Annotated in this window: 13 protein-coding genes; 8 read left to right on the forward strand and 5 right to left on the reverse strand. The window is 44.1% G+C overall.

Annotation, left to right across the window (positions count from 1 at the left end):
* Window positions 1–26 precede the first annotated feature (26 nt).
* The 6 genes from J8M00_RS21960 (at window position 27) to J8M00_RS21985 (ending at window position 9,919) form a co-directional block, all read left to right on the forward strand.
* Window positions 27–374, forward strand: a complete 348-nt coding sequence (locus J8M00_RS21960; RefSeq protein ID WP_211012605.1) for a hypothetical protein — start codon at window positions 27–29, stop codon at window positions 372–374.
* A 37-nt stretch (window positions 375–411) separates the two neighbouring features.
* Window positions 412–5,979 (forward strand): beta-ketoacyl synthase N-terminal-like domain-containing protein, encoded by a 5,568-nt coding sequence (locus tag J8M00_RS21965; RefSeq protein ID WP_211012606.1) that lies wholly within the window; start codon window positions 412–414, stop codon window positions 5,977–5,979.
* Between the two features lie 297 nt (window positions 5,980–6,276).
* Window positions 6,277–7,596 (forward strand): MATE family efflux transporter, encoded by a 1,320-nt coding sequence (locus tag J8M00_RS21970; protein ID WP_211012607.1) that lies wholly within the window; start codon window positions 6,277–6,279, stop codon window positions 7,594–7,596.
* Window positions 7,597–8,102: 506 nt separating this feature from the next.
* Window positions 8,103–8,657, forward strand: coding sequence for a DUF6932 family protein (locus tag J8M00_RS21975; RefSeq protein WP_211012608.1), 555 nt, complete (start codon window positions 8,103–8,105; stop codon window positions 8,655–8,657).
* A gap of 11 nt (window positions 8,658–8,668) precedes the next feature.
* Complete coding sequence (locus J8M00_RS21980; protein ID WP_211012609.1) at window positions 8,669–8,842, forward strand: hypothetical protein; 174 nt, start codon at window positions 8,669–8,671, stop codon at window positions 8,840–8,842.
* Window positions 8,843–9,139: 297 nt separating this feature from the next.
* Window positions 9,140–9,919, forward strand: a complete 780-nt coding sequence (locus J8M00_RS21985; protein ID WP_211012610.1) for a class I SAM-dependent methyltransferase — start codon at window positions 9,140–9,142, stop codon at window positions 9,917–9,919.
* Between the two features lie 340 nt (window positions 9,920–10,259).
* On the opposite strand, the gene glmS is transcribed toward J8M00_RS21985, so the two are convergent.
* The 5 genes from glmS to J8M00_RS22010 form a co-directional block, all read right to left on the reverse strand.
* On the reverse strand, window positions 10,260–12,080 hold the full coding sequence (glmS, locus tag J8M00_RS21990) for a glutamine--fructose-6-phosphate transaminase (isomerizing) (protein WP_211012611.1): 1,821 nt from the start codon (window positions 12,078–12,080) through the stop codon (window positions 10,260–10,262).
* A 30-nt stretch (window positions 12,081–12,110) separates the two neighbouring features.
* Window positions 12,111–12,887: a DeoR/GlpR family DNA-binding transcription regulator gene (locus J8M00_RS21995; RefSeq protein WP_023398964.1), complete on the reverse strand. Its 777-nt coding sequence runs from the start codon at window positions 12,885–12,887 to the stop codon at window positions 12,111–12,113.
* Window positions 12,888–13,238: 351 nt separating this feature from the next.
* On the reverse strand, window positions 13,239–15,650 hold the full coding sequence (locus J8M00_RS22000) for an ABC transporter permease (RefSeq protein ID WP_211012612.1): 2,412 nt from the start codon (window positions 15,648–15,650) through the stop codon (window positions 13,239–13,241).
* A gap of 15 nt (window positions 15,651–15,665) precedes the next feature.
* On the reverse strand, window positions 15,666–16,367 hold the full coding sequence (locus tag J8M00_RS22005; RefSeq protein ID WP_211012613.1) for an ABC transporter ATP-binding protein: 702 nt from the start codon (window positions 16,365–16,367) through the stop codon (window positions 15,666–15,668).
* Window positions 16,368–16,391: 24 nt separating this feature from the next.
* Entirely contained in the window at window positions 16,392–17,654 is a 1,263-nt protein-coding gene (locus J8M00_RS22010) for an efflux RND transporter periplasmic adaptor subunit (RefSeq protein WP_211012614.1), read from the reverse strand.
* A 210-nt stretch (window positions 17,655–17,864) separates the two neighbouring features.
* On the opposite strand from J8M00_RS22010, the gene J8M00_RS22015 reads away from it, so the two are divergent.
* Together J8M00_RS22015 and J8M00_RS22020 are read left to right on the forward strand one after the other, a co-directional pair.
* Window positions 17,865–19,244, forward strand: coding sequence for a sigma-54-dependent transcriptional regulator (locus J8M00_RS22015; protein WP_211012615.1), 1,380 nt, complete (start codon window positions 17,865–17,867; stop codon window positions 19,242–19,244).
* A 3-nt stretch (window positions 19,245–19,247) separates the two neighbouring features.
* On the forward strand, window positions 19,248–20,552 hold the full coding sequence (locus J8M00_RS22020; protein WP_211012616.1) for a sensor histidine kinase: 1,305 nt from the start codon (window positions 19,248–19,250) through the stop codon (window positions 20,550–20,552).
* Window positions 20,553–20,616 lie beyond the last annotated feature (64 nt).

Raw genomic sequence — 20,616 nt, forward strand, 5'->3', positions numbered from 1 at the left:
GTAGATAGGCGTAGGTAATGGTATCCATGTATAGCCAACTAAAACATTGGTATTTGAAACAACAGCGAGGTCAAAGCGCGGCTGTACTGTTTCGCCTAGCGATGCTAGCAACCATGGATGCCGTGATACGTCTTTTTACATTCAACACAGACAACGTAAATAAAGCGATTCAGGGTATATCCCCCGGTGTATCTGTACATGGGCATGGCAAAATTAACAATGACTCAACTGCGGCAATAACGGCTCTTCACTGTATCAAGAAGCCACGATATCGCTCGACACAGTCGATAAATATTCCGGTAAATATGTCCACCCTCGCTCGGATGTTATTGAGCGCTTACCAAGTTAAAAATTGCGCACCTTTGGGGTCATAAAAACACCGCCCCCCATGTCGTATTTTAAGGATAAATAATGAAACAAGAACAAGAAAAAAAACAACTCATTGACACATGTGGCGCCCCTCATTGGGAGTCTGTGATTGACTTTATCGCTCCGTTTGAGAAAAAAGAGCTCTTTGCTACACCAACAGATGACAACACCTTAGACGTCATCACAGGGGCAAATTTAATCGAACACACTCAGCAACTTGGAAGTGCGCTATCCAATATGTTGGGATCACAGCAAAAAATCATCATTCTGTTTCCGCAGGGGATGGAGTATGTCTACAGCCTGCTGGCATGTTGGTATGCGAACCTAGCCATCATCCCGATCCCCCTTGGTGACTTGACACAAAAAGACAAGCTGTCCGAGACCCTAGACCGCATCATTGCTGATTCAGCAGCAACTTGCATTCTTACAAATACGGAAATATCTCAACAATTTACTGGATCTGAAAAGCTAAAAGACACGCACATATTAGACATCAATCAGCTCATTTGTGCAGATCAAGAACTCACGCCCGAACGTCCTAAGCAACCCGACGATCTCGCAATTTTGCTCTATAGCTCTGGGTCAAATTCTCAACCTAAAGGGGTGCAAATTCCTCACCAAAGTTTAGAGTCACAAATAAATATCGGCGCGCAACAATGGGAGATCAACGGAGATAGTCGGATCACTTCATGGATGCCCCAGTTTCATAGCTTTGGCTTAGTGTTTGGAATTTTAGCGCCGCTATCAAGAGGCGCATTTAGCGTCATATTTGATGCTAAATACTTCTTGTTGCAGCCAAATTTGTGGTTTGAACGTATTTCACTGTATCAGGCAACCCACACCGCTGCGCCTAACTTTGCCCTTGATTACTGCGTGAACAAAGTAAACATCGATGCGTTTTTATCATCAGAGCAAAAACCGTTAGCGTCCCTAAAGGCCATTGTCTGTGGAGGCGAGCCTTTTAACTACGATAGCTATGTGAATTTTAATACACGCTTTGAATGCCTCGGCCTCAACCCCAATGCCGTGACTTGTTGTTATGGCCTATCTGAAGTTTGCTCTGTTGTATCCGGCGACATCAACAGCAAAGAGCGTTTTATGTCACTAGACATAGAATCTTTGGAACAAGACAAAGTCCAGCCCACTGAACGAGCCAATAAGGCTAAAACCGTGGCCAGTTGCGGCAAGATAAGTGGTGACACTTCTGTGGTGATTGTCGAAAAAGGCACGCTGACGCCATGCAAAAAAGGCACGGTAGGCGAAATATTAGTGCATTCACCGTCCATTGCTGCGGGGTATCTCAATAGACCAGATGAATCAAGCTCGACCTTCAGTGCAAAAGTGGCAAATTCAGATCAAAACTTCCTTAGAACAGGTGATTTAGGCTTTGTAGAAGACGGCTACCTCTACGTTGTTGGTAGGGAAAAAGACGTCATCATCATCAATGGCAAAAACCACCACCCTATTGATATTGAAGCGTCAATTAAGCGCCATGTAGACTACCTTAAACTTGCCATGATTGTCTTTTCACAAGTGATCGATAACGAAGAGAAAGTCATTGTGGTACAAGAAGTCAAGGATGGGTTAAGTCAAGCAGACTATCACGACATCGTCGCCGATATTAAACAGGCCATTGCTCAAAATCACAGTATCAGAGCCCATGAAATTCATTTAGTGCCTGAAAAAACGATCCCCAGAACGGGCAGCGGAAAAATCCAAAAACAGGCATGTCGAAACTTGCGCAAAGCCGATACACTGCCTGCATATTATTGCGATACAGCGCACCAAACGACAGCAACAAATACTGCAACAGCGCCTGACAGTGCTAACATCGCAGCTATCATAGAGACTTTGAAAAATACGGTTTTTGCACCTGAACTAAACCTAACTCAACAGGATCTTGCCAATGTTGATGACTTAAGCGCCATTATGTTGGATTCAATTCAATACGTCGTCATTGCTAAAAAAATTGAAGAGGTCTTTAAAACCGCATTTGCTCCGGTCATGCTGTTTAAATACCCGAGCTTTAGCCAGCTTGCAGGCTACTTGCACGAAGCGCTAAGCTCACTTAGTCAACCGACGGGCGTGCAAAACGCTGTCGATGCATGCCAGCATCAAGAGACAGATCAGCACAAATATAGCGAACAGGGCAAAGACGCGATAGCCATCGTTGGGATGAGTGGCCACTTCCCTGGCGGCGCAACCGATCTCGACCTCTTTTGGGACAACTTGATCCACCAAAACGACAGTATTTCAGCTATACCAACAAATAGACAAGCGTTCTCACGGGATAAAAAAGCGTCTGAACTCAATGGCTTTCCAAACCGAGGCGGCTTTTTATACGACATAGATACCTTTGATGCGGAGTTTTTTGGCATTTCTCCTCTTGAAGCCAATAGTATGGATCCGCAGCAGCGTAAAGTGATGGAGATGACGTGGAGCGTGTTTGAAAGTGCAGGACACAACCCCAAGCAATTAGCCGATCAAAATGTCGGGCTATTTATCGGTGCCCACAACAATGATTATCTAGAGCTAACCTTGGCGCAGCCTGAACTCACAGAGAAATATGGTGCCTATCTGGACTCAGGTGTTCATATGAGCATGATAGCCAATCGCGCTTCAAGGTGGTTTGACTTTAATGGTCCAAGTGAAGTTATCAATACAGCCTGCTCAAGCTCTTTGGTTGCTGTACATCACGCCGTTGAGTCGATTAAAAACGGCACCTGTAACCTTGCCGTCGCCGGGGGGATAAATCTCATTTTAACACCGCGCGTCTACAAAGCAGCCCACAGCGCAGGCATGTTGTCGGCTGATGGCTCATGTAAAACGTTTGATGAAAAGGCCAATGGATTCGTGCGTGCAGAAGGATACGGCGCCGTGTTACTCAAGCCCTACCATCAGGCAATCAAGGACAATGATACAATTTATGGCGTCATTAAGTCTGCTGTGACCAATCATGATGGCAAATCTAACTCGTTGCGCGCACCAAATCTCGACAGTCAAGCTCAACTGATTAAATCAGCCTACCAAACTGCAAATATAGCCCCGGAAACTGTGAGCTATATAGAAGCCCATGGTACAGGTACGCCTCTAGGTGATCCGATTGAAACTGAAGCTTTAAAAGAAGCGTTTAATGCTTTATCTGACACTTTGCCACATCAATATTGTGGTCTAGGCACAGCAAAAACCAATATTGGCCATTGCGAGTCTGCCGCAGGTATCGCTGGTTTGATTAAGGTGTTGCTGTCAATGAAGCATCAGACGCTGCCCGGTGTACTGCATTTCAACCAACTTAATCCATCTATTTCACTGCAACAAAGCCCATTTTACGTGGTTGATAAAACTCAACCTTGGCAGCGTTTGACAGATGCGAGCGGTGAGCCGATCCCCTTGCGTGCAGGGATCAGCTCGTTCGGCTTTGGCGGTGTAAATGCCCACGTAGTCGTTGAAGAGCCAATAGCAGATAACGTCGTGGCAAGCAGCAACCATGAAGCTGCTGCACAGTTAATTTTACTGTCGGCTAAAACCCCTGAGCAGCTGATGGAGGTTGCCAGCGGATTGCATAGTCACCTGATCAGGCAAAGTATCAATGACACCTTTGATAGCCAGCAAACGCTGCTTGATATTGCCTATACCTTGCAAGTAGGCCGCCATGACATGCAAGAACGCTTGGCTATCATTGTTGATTCGCCAACGAAATTAATGGATGCTTTATATCAATTTTTATCCGGCACATCGAAGCGCGGTAACTTCTACAGAGGGGCGGTAGATAAAGAGCTAGAATCGCTTAATTGGGATTCTGATGAAGGGCTAACAACCGCCTTTAACCATTGGTTTGAAGTTAAGGAGCTGCATAAAATCGCAAGCTTCTGGGTACGTGGCGCCACTCCTTCTTCATGGCATTCACTGCATAAAAACACGCGCCCCAAACGCATCAACTTACCGTCGTATCCATTTACACAAAGTCGTTATTGGCTACCAGATTTGCCCAAGCTCAGCACAGTGCAAACTGATATGATTGATGCTTCACACACCCAGAAGCCTTTACCACATACAGCCCGTGTAACGATCACTGATGACATCACGCAGAATGTTCTGAGTGCCGTTTCAGAGAGTACCGAACTGCCAATTCAAAATATCAACACATCTGTGGACTTGGACCAGCTTGGTGTTGATTCAATTCTGCGTTTAAAGATAACCAATCAATTGATCAAGATGTACCCTGATTGTGCGATAGAGGTCACTGAGATATTGGTTTTGCAAACCATTGATGACATAGTCCAACTGCTTCAAGAAAAAACCGGCAAAACCAGCGCTATTGTGACCAAAAAGCCAGTGGTTAGGTCATCAGCCAAGCAGCAGAGTTCAGCCCAAAACAACCTCAGCGACACGATAAAAGAGATGGTCTCCCGTCATACAGATCACGCCATCAAAGCGTTGGATCCGTCTCTCGACTTGACTGAGCTAGGTGTGGACTCCATTACTCGACTCAAGCTCACAAACGACATTATCCAAGCGTTTCCAGCGCTGTCGTTAGAACCAGCTCAGCTGTTACCACTATCAACCATCAATGAGATATCCGAGTTACTGAACAAAGCCTCTGCACAAACAGCTATACAGAGCGAGCGCGCAGCCCCACAAGTGCCAGAGTATGATGAAAAAGCCTTGCAAGAGATCACCAACAATCTTAAACAGCACGCTGGCAACATCATCATCGAGAACATCAAACCTGATCTTCACGACGCCAATGCATTGCGAGCTGACTCCATCGTTTGCAAGGACCACCCATTTTTTAATGATCACCCGCTCGACCATATAACAGGCGTGCAATTAATTGAGTCAACGATGCAATTAATTAAAGCCTCAGAGCTGCACCGCACAAATGCATCTGAGTATTATACTCAGGCTTTGACCATTCAATTTGATGCTTTTTGCGAACACGATAGCGCAGAGTTATTCTGTACCGAAGTGAATGATGATCAGATCACAGGGTCAAAATCCTTCTCAACCCGCGTAACCCAGTTTGATAAAAATATTTGTCAGGCCAAGGTTACCATTCAACAGATTTCCTCTTCTGCTGATGCGCCGTTATCTGATTCTGCCTTGGCTGATGATGCCAGCCCATGTGATCGCAGTACCGTGAATAAACACAATGGTGACAACGTATTTATCAGCACTGCGACATCTGCCTGGGACCAATCCGGCGTATGGTTTATGCCGAATCATTCGGACACTATTTTCAACGACAATAGTGCCGGCGTCATTGATGTGACCCACCTCATCGAAGGGTGCAGACAGCATCAGCGCTCAATGGGCAAATTGCTGTCACCTCAAAACGCCGAACAAGATAGCGCTCTCAAAGAAGGAGTGGGGATCCTGAAATCGCTTGAAATTCGCTTACAAAGAGCACTACAAAAACACGAGTCCATCTTCATCACTAATGGCGATATGAATGTGCTGGATGTCGGCGGCAACCGCATCATTAACTGGCAAAGTGATCTGCTGGTTAACGGCGAAGTGGTGGGAATTTACAAAATGGAATGTCTCGCGCTCAGCAATGAAGTTTACCACTCTTGGAGATCAGCTGAAGAAGAGAAAATAACAAGTTAACTGCAAAGCCATCAACCCATCACTGACAGGACAATGTCTGTCATGCTTGATGGGTTGATTTAACAAACGGGCAAAAAATAGCTTTTTATGTACGCTTTTAGGTGTTAAAAAATAGCGGCTAATAGCACTCTTTTTTGGCGAGCACTTCACAGTCATAAGGCAACAAAGGTTATTTTTCGCCCTCGATTATTTTAGGTGCGATAGAGCTATTTCGTACCAACCCTGCTCGGATTGCTCCGCGTCAGGCATGTTATAAATCACCCTAAAAATAAGCTCGGGTGATAGCTGGAGATCGTTTTGCTAGATCGAGTAAAAACAATCATTTGCTTTGCAATTCCTATCATTGCAGGCATGGTGTCTCAAAATGTTATGGTTGTGATTGACATGGCCATGGTGGGGACATTAGGTACGGACGCCCTAGCGGCCGTCGGTATTGCTTCTCAAGTTAACTTTGTGTCCTTTGCCCTACTGATCGGGCTCACCAGTGGAGTACTGACCATTTCTTCTCGCTTGCATGGTAAAGGCAATGACTCTGAAACCGCCATCCCACTCAATAGTGCGCTACTTATCAGCGGTGTTATTGGCATCCCATTGTCCATTGTTCTCTATTATACGGTTCCATTGTTTTTCCCATCACTTCATGATGATCCCAATGTCATCTTGTTGGGCAATGACTATTTGCAGGTACGCGTTTTAGCCATCACAGCAGTCGCAATGACCTTGTCATTTAGAGGTTACTGGAGCGGTATTAAGCGGCCGAAGTTGTTCATGAACTCGTTATTTTTAATGCTAGTCTGTAATGTCATACTCAATTATTTATTGATTTTTGGCAATTTGGGCTTCCCAAAAATGGGCGTAACTGGGGCTGGTGTGGCAACCTCCCTATCTCTGCTTATTGGCACCATTTACTGCTTTTATCTCGGGTTTAAATATTCGAAACCAGCTGGTTTTTTCCAGCAGCTGCCAACCAAAGCGCAACTCCAACAGATTATAAATTTTTCGTTGCCACAAGGGCTACAACAACTTTTTCGGGCCATTGGTTTAACAGTCATGTTCATTATTATTGGCACCTTAGGCACTGACGAGCTAGCGGTAGCGAATGTGTTGGTCAATGTTACGCTGGTTATGATCATACCCTGTATCGGCTTTGGCATTGCAGCAGCCTCTTTAGTTGGACAGGCATTAGGCCAAGATGCGCCTGAAAAGGCGAAGCGCTGGGGGTGGGATACTGCAATGATAGGGGTACTGTTTATGTGTTCTATAAGCTTACCCATGGTGCTGTTTCCCGACCTCGTGTTATCCGCCTTTGTCCACGAACAACACCTAGTCGACATGGCTAGATTGCCTTTACAACTCATATCTTTGCTATTGGCTGTTGATGCGGTCGGCGTGATCTTGCTTAATTCACTGCTTGGCGCAGGTGCCAGTAAACAGGTATTAAAAATATCCTTTAGTATCCAGTGGCTGGTGTTCTTACCGGCAGCTTGGATAGCCAGCCATCACTTTGGCATGGGACTATTGGCAATTTGGTGTTTGAATATCGCGTATCGCGCAATTCAAGCGGGTATTTTTGTCAAAATATGGCATCAAGGGCGCTGGAGTACGATCCAAATATAAGCAACGTACTGGCTAATAAACTCGTTTTAGGCGTATTGCTTCGCTGTTGAGTTTGAGTAAATACGTCTTCTTATTTAGTTCGGCCTCAAATAAATAAAAGCAAATTAACTGTGTAAAAAACCTCAAATTTCAGATAAGTATATGCCTTGGCTTACAATTAAACAGGCCAAGGTATTCCAGCATCAAACTTATAAATAAACCTTATCTTCTTTCAATGAACTCATCACTTCTTAATAAGCCAACCAAAACAGAGTAAAAAACCAACAACACCAATTTAAAAACGCGAACACAGTGGTTAAAAAACACCCAAAAACAAGTTTAAAATGACATAAAAGTGCAACAAAATAAGACAAATAAAAAATCACTGTCATTATTTACAGCTTGAATATATTTATTTCAAATCAAATTAAAAATAATTATAAAACACACTTTACAGCTTAAAATTATTGAATTAATCTTTGGAATAAATAAATGAGAAAACGACATTATTAATAATAAAGTGGTGTATGGAATATTTTAATGAAGTTCCCTTTGAGGAGCTTAGTTTCAATAACAAAGGATTGCTACCTTCTTTAATACATAACGAAGACGGAGTATTAAAATACAGCTCTCCTTACGAAATCTCATGGCAAAGTTTAGAGCGATTATTTGCACAGAACGCTCTAAGGAAAAGGCTATCAGATAACTTACGCCTTTTGATAAACGACTTGCAATACGGTGAAATCCATATTGCACGCATTTTTATAGGTGGGTCTTTTATTTCAACAAAGCCTGATCCAGATGATTTAGACATTTTGATCTTCTGGCATCCAAAAGAAAGAATAAATAACAGGCAAGAGTTAGAAGGTTACTTAGAAAGTAACGCCCATTTATTTGATAAAGAATCAATATCTAAAAAGTACAGAATTCAAGTTCATTTTCATGGACTTCTTGGTCCACTGGATACGGCTATTAATATAGCTTCAAAGTGGACGATACTAAATTCTCATTCTAGAGAATATGATTGCTTGAGGGGTATTATTAGCATTACCCATGGCAATTTAAATAATATTAATAATTAAAGGAGTTAAATATGTCATTTTGTTTTGGTAAAGATACAAGCACTTTAGTTTCACAAGAAAACGCTGTAGAAGCATGGGGCGGTGAACTAAATTCAGTTAAGAACGTAGAGATCAACAACGAAGCACAGAAAGATAATCAACGTTCTGACACGCTTGACCTAAGTGTTAACACTCTAAACGTATAGAGTCTGACTTTACACTAATCATGGTGTAAACAACTGCACTATCACATTCATATAAAAACAAAATGTGGTAGTGCCACTTCCTTATATCCCCCACATTTAAAACCACCAACAAGCATTAACAGACAAATTAACAAACAATTAAAAACACGGTTAGATATTACAGTAAAAAATAAAGTTAAATTATATTAAATTCAAAAAAACACCAAAACTAAAATCAACACAGAAAACACACCAATATAAACACATCACTGGTTTTAGTAGATTAAAAGTTCTCTTTAAAATAAAAAGGGTAATCAAATGCTTAATAAAACTAAGCTTATAGATGAGATTAACAACATAGATGATGTCCAAGAGCACATTCTGTCTCCCCAACTGAACACGCAACAGCAGTGTGATTATTTACACCACCTTTTTTCTAAGTTTGTTAACAGTGAGCCGACGACAAAGTTGCTTGATGTAGGTTGCGGTTATGGTCGCCATGCACTCATCCTCTCTGAGTTTAATTACGATATTACGGGTGTTGACCTGAGCGAGTCAGCGATTTCAAGAGCCGAGAGTAAACTGGAAGGGCGTGCTAACCCAACCTTCATAGTTGATAACATCGCATCGTTTAAATCTGATACTCTGTTTGACGGCGCTTATGCACACAACTCCGTTTTATGTTACGTTGACTCAGAACTTGCCCCCACAGTTTTGCAAAACATATCTGATCATTTAAAGCCCAAAGGGATATTTATTTTTGATTACTATTACCCGATCAACTTGTTAGCTCAAGGTGACTACTTACATGATATTGAGCATGCCTCAAGCTTTGATGGCATCGACTTGTCAATCAACATCAAAAACTCAATTGACACCGAAGTACAGCAACACACTTCAGATATTCATTACTTATTAAAAACGCAAGATCAGGAAAAGTCATTTACTTTAAAAGACACTCTCCATTACTGGGAGCCTGAAGAAATGCATGAGATGCTGCTAAATAACGGCTTTAGTCGAGTCCTTCTAGTCGACCGAGAGACAAAACAGGCAATATCTCCAACAACTAAAGGCATTTTGGTCCTTGCTGAAAAGTAGTTTACTTGGTGCGCCACTACATCGCTATTAGGCTCAATTTAGTCTGATAGCGATAGTCATTCAGCCCGACAGCCATAATTGCACAAAATTTGTCGCTAACACCCATGAAAAGTCATACTTCAACGCGCAGCTAATCAAGGTAGCGACCAGCAGCCTACTTCACTAATGTGCTCTCTGAGCTTTTGCTATAAATATCAAAAGATTAAAAAACGGTTAGTTTGCTAGCTATTTCGGAAAATTTGAAATATCGGCCTATGCTCGTTTAAGTGTGAGAATATGTAATTAATGCATAGCAACAAAAAAGGCGCTTACGCGCCTTTTTAAACCCCTAAATACCTAATTACTCAACCGTTACAGATTTAGCTAGGTTACGTGGTTGGTCAACATCAGTGCCTTTGATCACGGCAACATAGTACGACAAAAGCTGTAGTGGGATTGTATAGACAACTGGCGCGATGATGTCTTCAACGTGGTTCACGTTCATTACACGCATTGTGTCATCAGAAGCAAATGCGGAATCTTTGTCTGCAAATACGTAGATAATACCGCCGCGAGCACGTACTTCTTCAACGTTTGATTTAAGCTTTTCAAGCAATTCATTGTTAGGTGCCACAACAATGATTGGCATATCTGCATCAATCAGTGCAAGCGGACCGTGCTTTAATTCACCCGCTGCGTACGCTTCTGCGTGAATATAAGAGATCTCTTTTAACTTAAGCGCCCCTTCCATTGCGATTGGATACTGTGAGCCACGGCCAAGGAACAGAGAATGATGCTTGTCTGCAAACTCTTCCGCCAACGCCTCAATGCCTTCAGCCATGCTCAGCGCTTCTTCTAGCTTGTTTGGTAAAGTCTTAATAGCATTAACAATAACACTTTGGTCACGACCTTTTTCTTGCGCGATCGATGCAGTTAGCATCAATAAGCCAACAAGTTGCGTCGTGAAAGCTTTAGTAGATGCAACACCAATCTCCGCGCCTGCCTTGGTCATAAATGCCAAGTCAGACTCACGCACCAATGAAGAGCCAGGTACGTTACAGATGGTCATTGATGCCATGTAGCCCTGCTCTTTAGCTAAACGTAATGCCGCTAAAGTATCCGCCGTTTCACCAGACTGAGAAATAGTAACAAGTAGGCTATTTTCGTGAACAAACGACTCACGATAACGGAATTCTGATGCAATTTCGACATTACAACTCACGCCTGCAAGTTGCTCAAGCCAGTAGCGCGCAACCATGCCTGAGTGGTATGACGTACCACACGCGATGATTTGAACGTGTTTTACATCTTTAAAAATCTGATTCGCGCTGTCGCCAAACGCATCGATTGCAACGCGATCGTTTTCAAGGCGGCCTTCAAGAGTGTTACGTACGGCCAGCGGCTGTTCGTAAATTTCTTTTAGCATGTAGTGTCGGTATTCGCCTTTACCAGAAGCGTCTTGCGTGATGTTAGACTCAACCACTTCGCGTTCAACTGGATTGCCTTCAATATCGAAGATCTCAACCGTGTCATGTGTAATACGTGCAACATCGCCCTCTTCTAAGAAGATAAAGCTGCGCGTAACTGGTAAAAGAGCTAACTGATCTGATGCAATAAAGTTCTCGCCAAGGCCTAAACCAATCACTAACGGGCTGCCTGAACGTGCAACGATGATCTCATTGTCGTTTTCTTTATCGAATACCACTGTACCGTAAGCACCTTCAAGCTGTTTTGTTGCCGCTTGAACTGACTCAAGTAAGCTGCCATGTTGCTGGCGTAGTTGGTGGATCAGGTGCACCATGACTTCCGTATCTGTATCCGATAAGAATGTATAGCCATCTTCTGTTAACGCATTGCGCAGTGCTTCATGGTTTTCGATGATACCATTGTGTACCAGCGCAATTTGTTCATTTGATAAATGTGGGTGAGCATTCGCTTCGGTTACACCACCATGTGTTGCCCAACGTGTATGTGCAATACCAGTTGTACCTTTTACTTCAGCGCGCTCTAGCGCCGCTGCTAAATTCGCAACTTTACCAACTGCTTTTACCGTATTAAGTACACCCGCATTGCTCAGCGCAACGCCCGCAGAATCATAGCCACGGTACTCAAGACGTTTTAAACCTTCAATTAAAATTCGATTAACTGGGCGCTCTGCCACAGCTCCTACGATGCCACACATAATCTCTCCATTTGTTGCACGTTAGTGTGTTTATTTTTGTGTGATCTCTGCACAGATCACGTTTACGCCATGAGCCTCGATCGCTTGGCGCATCTCAGGTGCCAAGGTGTTGTCGGTGATCAAGGTTGTGACTTGCTGCCAAGGCAGCTCTAAATTTGGAATTTTGCGACCAATCTTTTCAGATTCAACCAGCACAATGACTTCTCTTGCGGTCTCTGCCATTACCTTGCTCAATCCAATCAACTCATTAAATGTGGTGGTACCGCGCGCCACATCAATGCCATCGGCACCAATAAATAGCTGATCAAAGTCATAAGAGCGTAGCACTTGTTCGGCGACTTGACCTTGGAATGACTCCGAATGCGGGTCCCATGTACCACCGGTCATCAAAAGAGTGGGTTCATTCTCAAGTGATAATAAGCGGTTCGCAATGTTGATGGCATTGGTCATGACCACCAAACCGCGCTTCTTCGCCAGTTCAGGGATCATCGCGGCGGTCGTTCTACCACTATCAATAATAATTCGATTGTGGTCGCGGATCAGTGCCGCAGCGGCTTTTGCTATGGCGACTTTACGCAATGGATCTTGCTTATCTATATCTGTGGCAACAATCTCTTTAGGCAGTGCGACCGCTCCGCCGTAGCGACGTAGTAGTAAGCCACTTTTTTCAAGTGCGGTTAAATCCTTTCGAATCGTAACTTCTGAAGTTTCAAACTCAGCAGCCAAAGCCTCTACACTGACTTCACCTTCGTTATTTACACGACTGACAATGGTATGGCGGCGCTGTTGAGTGTTACGTTTGGTCATTTACCTTTCACATAAGTTTCGTTTCGAAATTTATGTGTATTCTAGACGAAACATTGGAGGTTATTCAAGTTTAAATTTGTTTAAATAATTTACAATTTTATGAAGCCGTCACTCACGGCGACTACCCGCAGCATTTATAAAGGAATGACATGCCAATGAAAACGGTACTCCGCAACCTCTAATATGCGTTGCTGCGCCCCCAGACAGTCATATCAAAGGTGCTAAAGTCAGAGGGGTTATTGGCTACGATGTGTCTAGGCATTTTGTGATGATCATGGACCTAAAAATGGCAATTTGCACACTGGTGTGCCAATCAGAAAAAGCCAGCGCCCCGGCGCTGGCTTCTTCCTATTACTCGTAACGTAAAATCAAAGACGGTCGTATACTGGCAGCCCGAAACGCCAGCGTTGCAACAGTTAACCAAGTGCTCACTGCCACAAAACTTGCACTGAACAGATATATCCAAATTGCCTGTGATATACGCTCATTAAAGTGATTCAGCCACCCATCCAAGAACCAATAACTTAACGGAAATGACAATACCATTGCAGCCATGATTAACACTAAATATTCTTTCGCAAGCAAATTAACAATACTAATACGAGAAGCGCCAAGCACCTTTCGAACTGCAACCTCCTTTTGCCTGCGAAGCGCAGAAAACGACGCGAGTCCCAACACACCCAAACAGGTTAAAAATACCGCCAACGAGCTAAAGAACAAAACTAACTGCTGTACACGATGTTCGCTAATGTGTGCTTGCTGATACTCATCTTCTATACGTGTGACAGATACCTCATGAAGCTTTAATTGTTCTGTCACTACTGCTCGCAATTGCTGCGCCACGTCAGATGCAGCCACCGAGCCATCCAACTTGACCACGATGTTTGCAGACGAGTGGCTAATGACGCCAGCACGAAATGATATCGGCAATTGAGTTTGCTTCGCAGAGCCCAGTTTCACGTCGGCAACAACACCAACTATATTCACTTGAGTGCGGCCTCGGCGCGCTGTCGCTTGTTTACCTATGACCTCTTGCGGATCCGTGTAACCTGCAAGTCGCATCATACTTTCAGAGATCAATATTGCATAGCGGGTAATACCTTGCTCATCTGTATGCGCCCAGTCCGTACCATACTGAGGAGAAAAGTCACGCCCAGCCAACACGGTAAGGCCTAGTGTTTCTGCTGCATAAAATCCGGTTGAAACAGTCGGTTGCGTACCTTCCACTTGCTCACCATTGGGCCAAGTTAAGTGCAACTCACCATTCATATCAACGGTTAAATTGGTATTACTGGCGGTGGCCTGAGAAACACCAGGTATGCTGCGAATGGTATCAAATAGACGGTTATTGTCGGTTTTAAAGACTAACTCAGCTGGCAGGTCCTTAACCAATAATCGCTCTGTTTTGCCATACCCCACTTCCAAGTCATTCACTAACGCCATTTGTTTGTAGATGGTCACTGCAGCGATGATCAACGCAATTGATAACACACTTTGTAAATATAGCGTCAGTTTACGTACCCAGATTGCGGTTTTTCCACGTTGCAGGTCGCCACTCAATACCCTTTTTGCACTATAAGAAGAAATGAACAGCGCAGGATATAAGCCAGATAGCACGCCAACCAATAAAATTACGACAATAACGCCACTTAAAAACCACATAGAAAAGTCTAAGCTCAACTGTCTATTCAACAACTGGTTTACGCTGGGCAGCGCAATTTCCACTAATGCAAATGCAATTAAACCAGCGACACTCGCAACCAATATAGCCTCAGTCAAAAACTGCTGAACAAGTTGCAAACGGCTCGCCCCCAAAGCTTTTCTCACACCAACTTCTTTGGCACGCTTGGCCGCAGCGGCAATATTTAAGTTAATAAAATTGGTGCTCGCCACCAATAGCAAGACCACGGCCAATGCCACACTCACCCACATAACTTGCTTTGAGCCACCTTGCTTCATTTCAAAGGGGCCACGACTATTAAAGTGCACATCGAGCAGCGGTATCATATGCAGTGATAAAGTTTTTCTACGACCTTGCTGTCTTTCGGTAAAAGTACGATTAAGCTCGGTTTCAATGGCAGTTGCATCGGCATTCGGTGCCAAGCGCATATACACATAACCATGAACGTCCGGGTCGGCATGTTTGGGCAGCGCAGTCAACGTATGAAAGTAAAAATGCGTATTGTCTGGTAAGTCTTCAAATACAGCAGCGACAGTATAACTGCCAGAACCATGATTCAGCTGTTCGCCCACTATATCAGTGCGGCCAAATAAGCTGATCGCCGAGCTTTGACTTAGCGCTAATTGGTCCGGCAATGAAATGGCATCTTGCACCGATCCCGCCAACACGTTTAGAGTCACAAAATCGAGCAGATTGTTGCTGACAGAATAAAAATCAGGCAGCTGCACTTGTCTGTCCGCGACTTTAACAGTCAAAGCCAACGGCGCATTATAAAACTCTAAACTGTCGGCATCAGCAAGCAACAAAACATCTTCAACCTGAGTTTGCTGTTTCATCAAAAATGGCGCATCAGTCCCTGCAGTCCCAACAAATTGCAAACCCCAGCTGCGATAATCTGTATGTACTCGATACACCCGCTCCGCATTTGGCTGTGTACGGTCAAAAGAAAATTCATAAACTGCAAATAAAGTTACCATAATGGCGGCTGCCAACCCTAGACTCAACCCCAATACATTTAGCGCAAAATGTTGTTTATGCTTGGCAAATGCACGCACAGCAGTGGTGATATAACTTGAAAACATAATGCCTCCTACTACTTACGCAACATGGCTTGGTTGAGTTACTTGACTGGCTTTGTCCACCAAGATCCGACCGTCTAATAGCCGGACAACCCTATCTGCATAGTCTCCTTCCGTCTCGGAGTGTGTCACCATGATCACGGTGGTACCTTCTCGATTTAGCTCACGTAACATCGCCATCACTTCTTGAGAGTTTTTGGAGTCTAAGTTTCCAGTTGGCTCATCGGCTAAAATCAGTTTCGGGTTGATCACCAAGGCCCGTGCGACAGCGACACGCTGCTGCTGACCGCCCGAGAGCTGTTGCGGTAAATGATCAGCTCGATGGTCAATACCAACACGTTTTAAAATCTCTTCAACGCGCTGATTTAGTTCTGCTTTTGATACATTTTGGTATTGTAGGGGCAACGCGACATTCTCAAACACTGTCAACTCGTCGATCAGATTAAAGCTTTGGAAGACAAATCCGATTGACGCTTTTCGTAAGTTTGCCATCTGTTGTTCAGAAAAGCCGGACACTTCGGTACCGTCAAACAGATAGCTACCGCTTGAAGGGCCATCTAACAGCCCTAAAATGGATAATAAGGTGGACTTTCCACAACCTGAAGGGCCCATAATGGCAACAAACTCACCATCACTGACGGTTAAATTGATACTATCGAGTGCTGTTGTCTCAACTTCATGGGTTCTAAATACGCGATTTAATTGTGAGAGCTTAATCATTTTCCTGTCCTTTAATGCTTTTTATTAGTTACTGAGATTTAAAACATGGGCTTTATCAAAGTTGCCATAGTGAGAGGTGATCACGTGCTCTCCCGGTGCAAGGCCTGATATTACTTGGTAATAGTGTTGATTCTTTTTGCCCAACTGTACGTTGCGGCGCTGCGCTTGGGTGCCATTCTCATTAAGCACAAACACCCAGTGACCGCCACTGGTGCTAAAAAAAGCGCCTCGTGGCAGCAAAGTCGCTTGGTTTTGATCGTTGCTAAACATCAGTTGTGCATCTAACCCTTGGCCACGTTTGATATCCTGTGTCCCAGAAGGCAATGCAGCTTCAATTTGAAATTGTGCATTAGTGACGCGACTATCAATTTTGCTTACTTGTGCATGCAGCATTTGGTCGCCATGTGCAATCTCGATAGCCATGCCTAGCGACACCTGATTGAGATAGAATTCGTCCAAACTGACTGCCAGTTTAAACTCACCTGGGATATCGATTTGACCAAGGCGCGCCCCCGCTTGTTTGGACTCGCCAACCTGCACATCCAACTCGCTTAGATAACCTGATACAGGTGCTGTGATCTGCAAACTTTCGAGGTTTTTACGCGCGAATTGCAAGTTTTCTTGTAACATTTTTGCACTGTCCTCCAGCTGTGCTAACTGCACTTTGCGAATGCTGGTTTCCTGTTTTTGGCGCTCTATAGTTAGCGCATGAATATCACGGTTATATTGTAGGTTTTCGCGCACTTCATCGACTTCCTCTTGGCTGATCAAACCTTTGATCAAGAGGGCTTCTGATTGCGTTAATTTCCTTTTTAAGTGGCTGATCTCCAATTCAATATCTAATAAATCACGCTTTAAATTGAGCGCATTGGTGGTCATGGTCATTTGCGTATTGCGCAAAAAGTTTAACTGCTCAGTCACCTGTGCTTCACGGCTCATTACGTCCAACTGTAAATTGGTATTAGAGAGCTGTACCAAAGGCTGTCCTTGCTCAACATAAGTGCCTTGCTCTAGCAATCGCGCTTCAACACGGCCACCCGAAACAGTATCTAAAAAAATGGTCGTTTTAGGGATGACCTGTCCACGCACACTCAGTGCATCTTTAAACCCCCCGCTGACAACTTCACTGACCGTCAGGCCAGCCATATTCACCGTTTGAGACTGCCCTTGTTGTTGCGCCGATTGACTCATGCTGTACGCACCAAACCCGATCAGCAGTGCAACCGTCGTTGCAATTACAGGTTTTAAATATCTGCGACGTGTCGGCGTAGTAATTTTTTTGTCCATGGTATCGGCTCCTTTGGCTTCGATACCTTAACTACAACAAGTTTAATGCCAAAAATTAATTCCTTATAAATCAAAGCAATAAATAATTTCTCTAAATGCTATTTTTATAAGTGTCCGAAAACAGAACAGCTTAATGTCCATAATTGGACAGTTAAATGGGTTTTACGTTAAGCTCTAAAGGTCAAAAAATAACAATTACGAGCTCAACGCATGGACAAGCAAGGCACCATTCTTATCGTCGATGACAACACAGACGTCTTACTTGCAGCAAAATTACTGCTGAAAAAACATCATAAAAAAATCATTACGACAAACAACCCGTTTGACGTCGAGCCACTACTTAACAGCCATTCTGTTGATGTCATTTTACTCGATATGAACTTTGATCGAGATGCCATCAGTGGCCAAGAGGGGTTCTACTGGCTAAAAAAAATCCACACCCAAGATCAGAGCGTAGCCGTCGTACTCATGACCGCATATAGTGACGTACAGCTCGCCGTCGAAGCCATCAAAAATGGCGCAACCGACTTTGTTGCCAAGCCTTGGCAAAACGATCAACTTCTGACAGTCATTGCCACCGCGCTTGCACATGCGCAAGACAAAAAAGCACTCAGTCAGCTATCACGACAAACGCAAGGACTCAGTCAGGCACTCAGCTCCCCCCAAAGTGAGTTTTTGGGTCAGAGTGACGCTATGCTGCAAGTATTTGATACCTTAGAGAAAGCAGCTAAAACCGACGCAAACATCTTAATTACAGGTGAAAGTGGCACAGGTAAAGAGCTCACGGCACACGCCATTCACGCCCAAAGCCCACGTGCGCACATGCCATTTATTAGTCTTGATATGGGTGCTGTATCAGAAAACTTATTTGAAAGTGAACTCTTTGGCCACAAGAAGGGGGCATTTACCGATGCAAAAGCAGATCGTGTCGGTCGTTTTGAACTGGCTCATGGCGGCAGCTTATTTTTAGATGAAGTCGCTAATATGCCTCTCGCACAGCAGGTAAAATTGCTTGCTGCTATCCAAAACAGGCAGATCACCCCAATTGGCGCTAATAAGGTCATTGATACTGATATTCGCCTCATATGTGCAACCAATGAAGCACTCCCTGAAGCCGTTGCAAATGGGCAGTTTCGCCAAGATCTGCTATATCGAATAAACACCATTGAAATCCGTCTTCCTCCGCTCAGAGAACGTCAAGAAGACATCCCACTGCTAGTGCAGCACTATGTCGATATCTATCAGCAAAAGTACCGCCGTGATTTAACCCTGCCTACCAGTGCCATGCGTTCACTCTGTGCATATCACTGGCCCGGCAATGTGCGTGAACTAGCACACACCATCGAACGTGCGGTGATCTTATCCGAAGGCAGCGAACTTGCCATCCATCACGTACTGGTTTCGCCACAGCAAACGGCTAATACGCCCACAGAGGCTTTACAGCCAGATACCTTTGATCTAGAAATTATTGAACAGCGCACGATCCGTGCGGCACTAAAGCACCACCAAGGTAATGTCAGTCATGCAGCCAAAGCACTGGGGCTGACTCGAGGCGCGATGTATCGCCGATTAGATAAGTACGGGCTGTAGCATATGGATATACAGATTAAAGCTATGCTTGGCACAATCAGTTTACTGTTTAGTGGCGCTTTACTTTATTTATCCATTACTCATTACGGCGTGAGCGCAGTTACGGCGGTCATGCTACTTATTGCCATCATGCAAATAGCTTGGATCAGTCGCCTCTTTCAACAAACATTGCGATATCCCGAGCAACTGTTTCGCGCTTTAGCCAATGGCGATCACACGCTCGGATTGCCGCTGGCTCACCCGCTGCGCAAAAGTTACGAGCAAGCTCGAGCGCATATGCAAGCCGCGCAAATAGATGCCGAACGACAAGTTCAGTTTATCAACGCGGTGTTCAATCATATGGATCTACCGATGTTGATCTGTGATGAACATGAGCAAGTGATTGAGCAAAGTACCGCAGCAAGTAAGCAGCTGGGAATTAAAATCAAACATTTAAAATCACTAAATGCAGGAAGTGCCGAGGTATATAAATTCATTTCAGAGGCCAATACGAACCAACATGGCACCTTTACGTGGCAACACAAAGAGCAGCCAGACACCCTGTATATACAAGTAAGTACCTTGCGCGTACAGTATCAAGAATACAAAGTGGTGACACTGCAACCTATTACTGAACAACTCAATGCCAAAGAGCAGCAAGCGTATAAACAATTAACCAAAGTACTGACACACGAGGTCGCAAACTCAATTACACCTTTGGCATCTATGGCGCAAACTTGCTTAACCTTACTTCCCGAGGGGTTGACATTTGATGAGCAGGAAGACAAACAAGACTTATCCCTTGCTCTGACGACTTTGGCGTCCAGAAGCACACATTTAAGTGAGTTTATACAAGAGTTTAGGCAATTGAGTAATTTACCTGCCCCCAAGTTGCAGCCCACAAACCTGAATGAGCTGCTAAATTCGATAAAACAGTTGTTTACAGCTCAACACCCCGACGTGCAATTTGAGGTGACATGTGCAACACACACCATGTGCACACTCGATGTGAAGCAAATTGAGCAAGTTCTAATCAACCTTGGTAAAAATGCCATTGAAGCGATGACCACAACCACACATATCGCCCCAAAAATCCAACTAACAAGCTTAGTTAACGAACAAGGTCAGCTGTGTGTCGATATCAGTGACAATGGTCCGGGCGTCAGTGAACAAGCCAGCAAAATGATGTTTGTGCCGTTTTTTTCAACCAAACAGCAAGGCTCAGGTATTGGCCTCAGCCTATCGAGACAGATAATGGTTCAACATGGTGGTGAGCTTATTTATTTAAATCGTCCAAAAGGCGCCTGTTTTCGCTGTGTATTTGGTTAAACAAGCTGCTTAAAATATCATCACATTTTTATAGGCAAATAGAATAATTCTAGTAAACTACTAC

It is taken from the genome of Pseudoalteromonas luteoviolacea (genome assembly GCF_018100925.1).
Taxonomy (GTDB): domain Bacteria; phylum Pseudomonadota; class Gammaproteobacteria; order Enterobacterales; family Alteromonadaceae; genus Pseudoalteromonas; species Pseudoalteromonas obscura.

Bases quoted from the DNA above. Each gene is read 5' to 3' on its own strand.
- J8M00_RS22020 (WP_211012616.1), top strand. From the start codon at position 19,248: ATGGATATACAGATTAAAGCTATGCTTGGCACAATCAGTTTACTGTTT.
- glmS (WP_211012611.1), bottom strand. From the start codon at position 12,080: ATGTGTGGCATCGTAGGAGCTGTGGCAGAGCGCCCAGTTAATCGAATT.
- J8M00_RS21995 (WP_023398964.1), bottom strand. From the start codon at position 12,887: ATGACCAAACGTAACACTCAACAGCGCCGCCATACCATTGTCAGTCGT.
- J8M00_RS21980 (WP_211012609.1), top strand. From the start codon at position 8,669: ATGTCATTTTGTTTTGGTAAAGATACAAGCACTTTAGTTTCACAAGAA.
- J8M00_RS21975 (WP_211012608.1), top strand. From the start codon at position 8,103: ATGGAATATTTTAATGAAGTTCCCTTTGAGGAGCTTAGTTTCAATAAC.
- J8M00_RS21960 (WP_211012605.1), top strand. From the start codon at position 27: ATGTATAGCCAACTAAAACATTGGTATTTGAAACAACAGCGAGGTCAA.
- J8M00_RS21965 (WP_211012606.1), top strand. From the start codon at position 412: ATGAAACAAGAACAAGAAAAAAAACAACTCATTGACACATGTGGCGCC.
- J8M00_RS22010 (WP_211012614.1), bottom strand. From the start codon at position 17,654: ATGGACAAAAAAATTACTACGCCGACACGTCGCAGATATTTAAAACCT.
- J8M00_RS22005 (WP_211012613.1), bottom strand. From the start codon at position 16,367: ATGATTAAGCTCTCACAATTAAATCGCGTATTTAGAACCCATGAAGTT.
- J8M00_RS22000 (WP_211012612.1), bottom strand. From the start codon at position 15,650: ATGTTTTCAAGTTATATCACCACTGCTGTGCGTGCATTTGCCAAGCAT.
- J8M00_RS21985 (WP_211012610.1), top strand. From the start codon at position 9,140: ATGCTTAATAAAACTAAGCTTATAGATGAGATTAACAACATAGATGAT.
- J8M00_RS22015 (WP_211012615.1), top strand. From the start codon at position 17,865: ATGGACAAGCAAGGCACCATTCTTATCGTCGATGACAACACAGACGTC.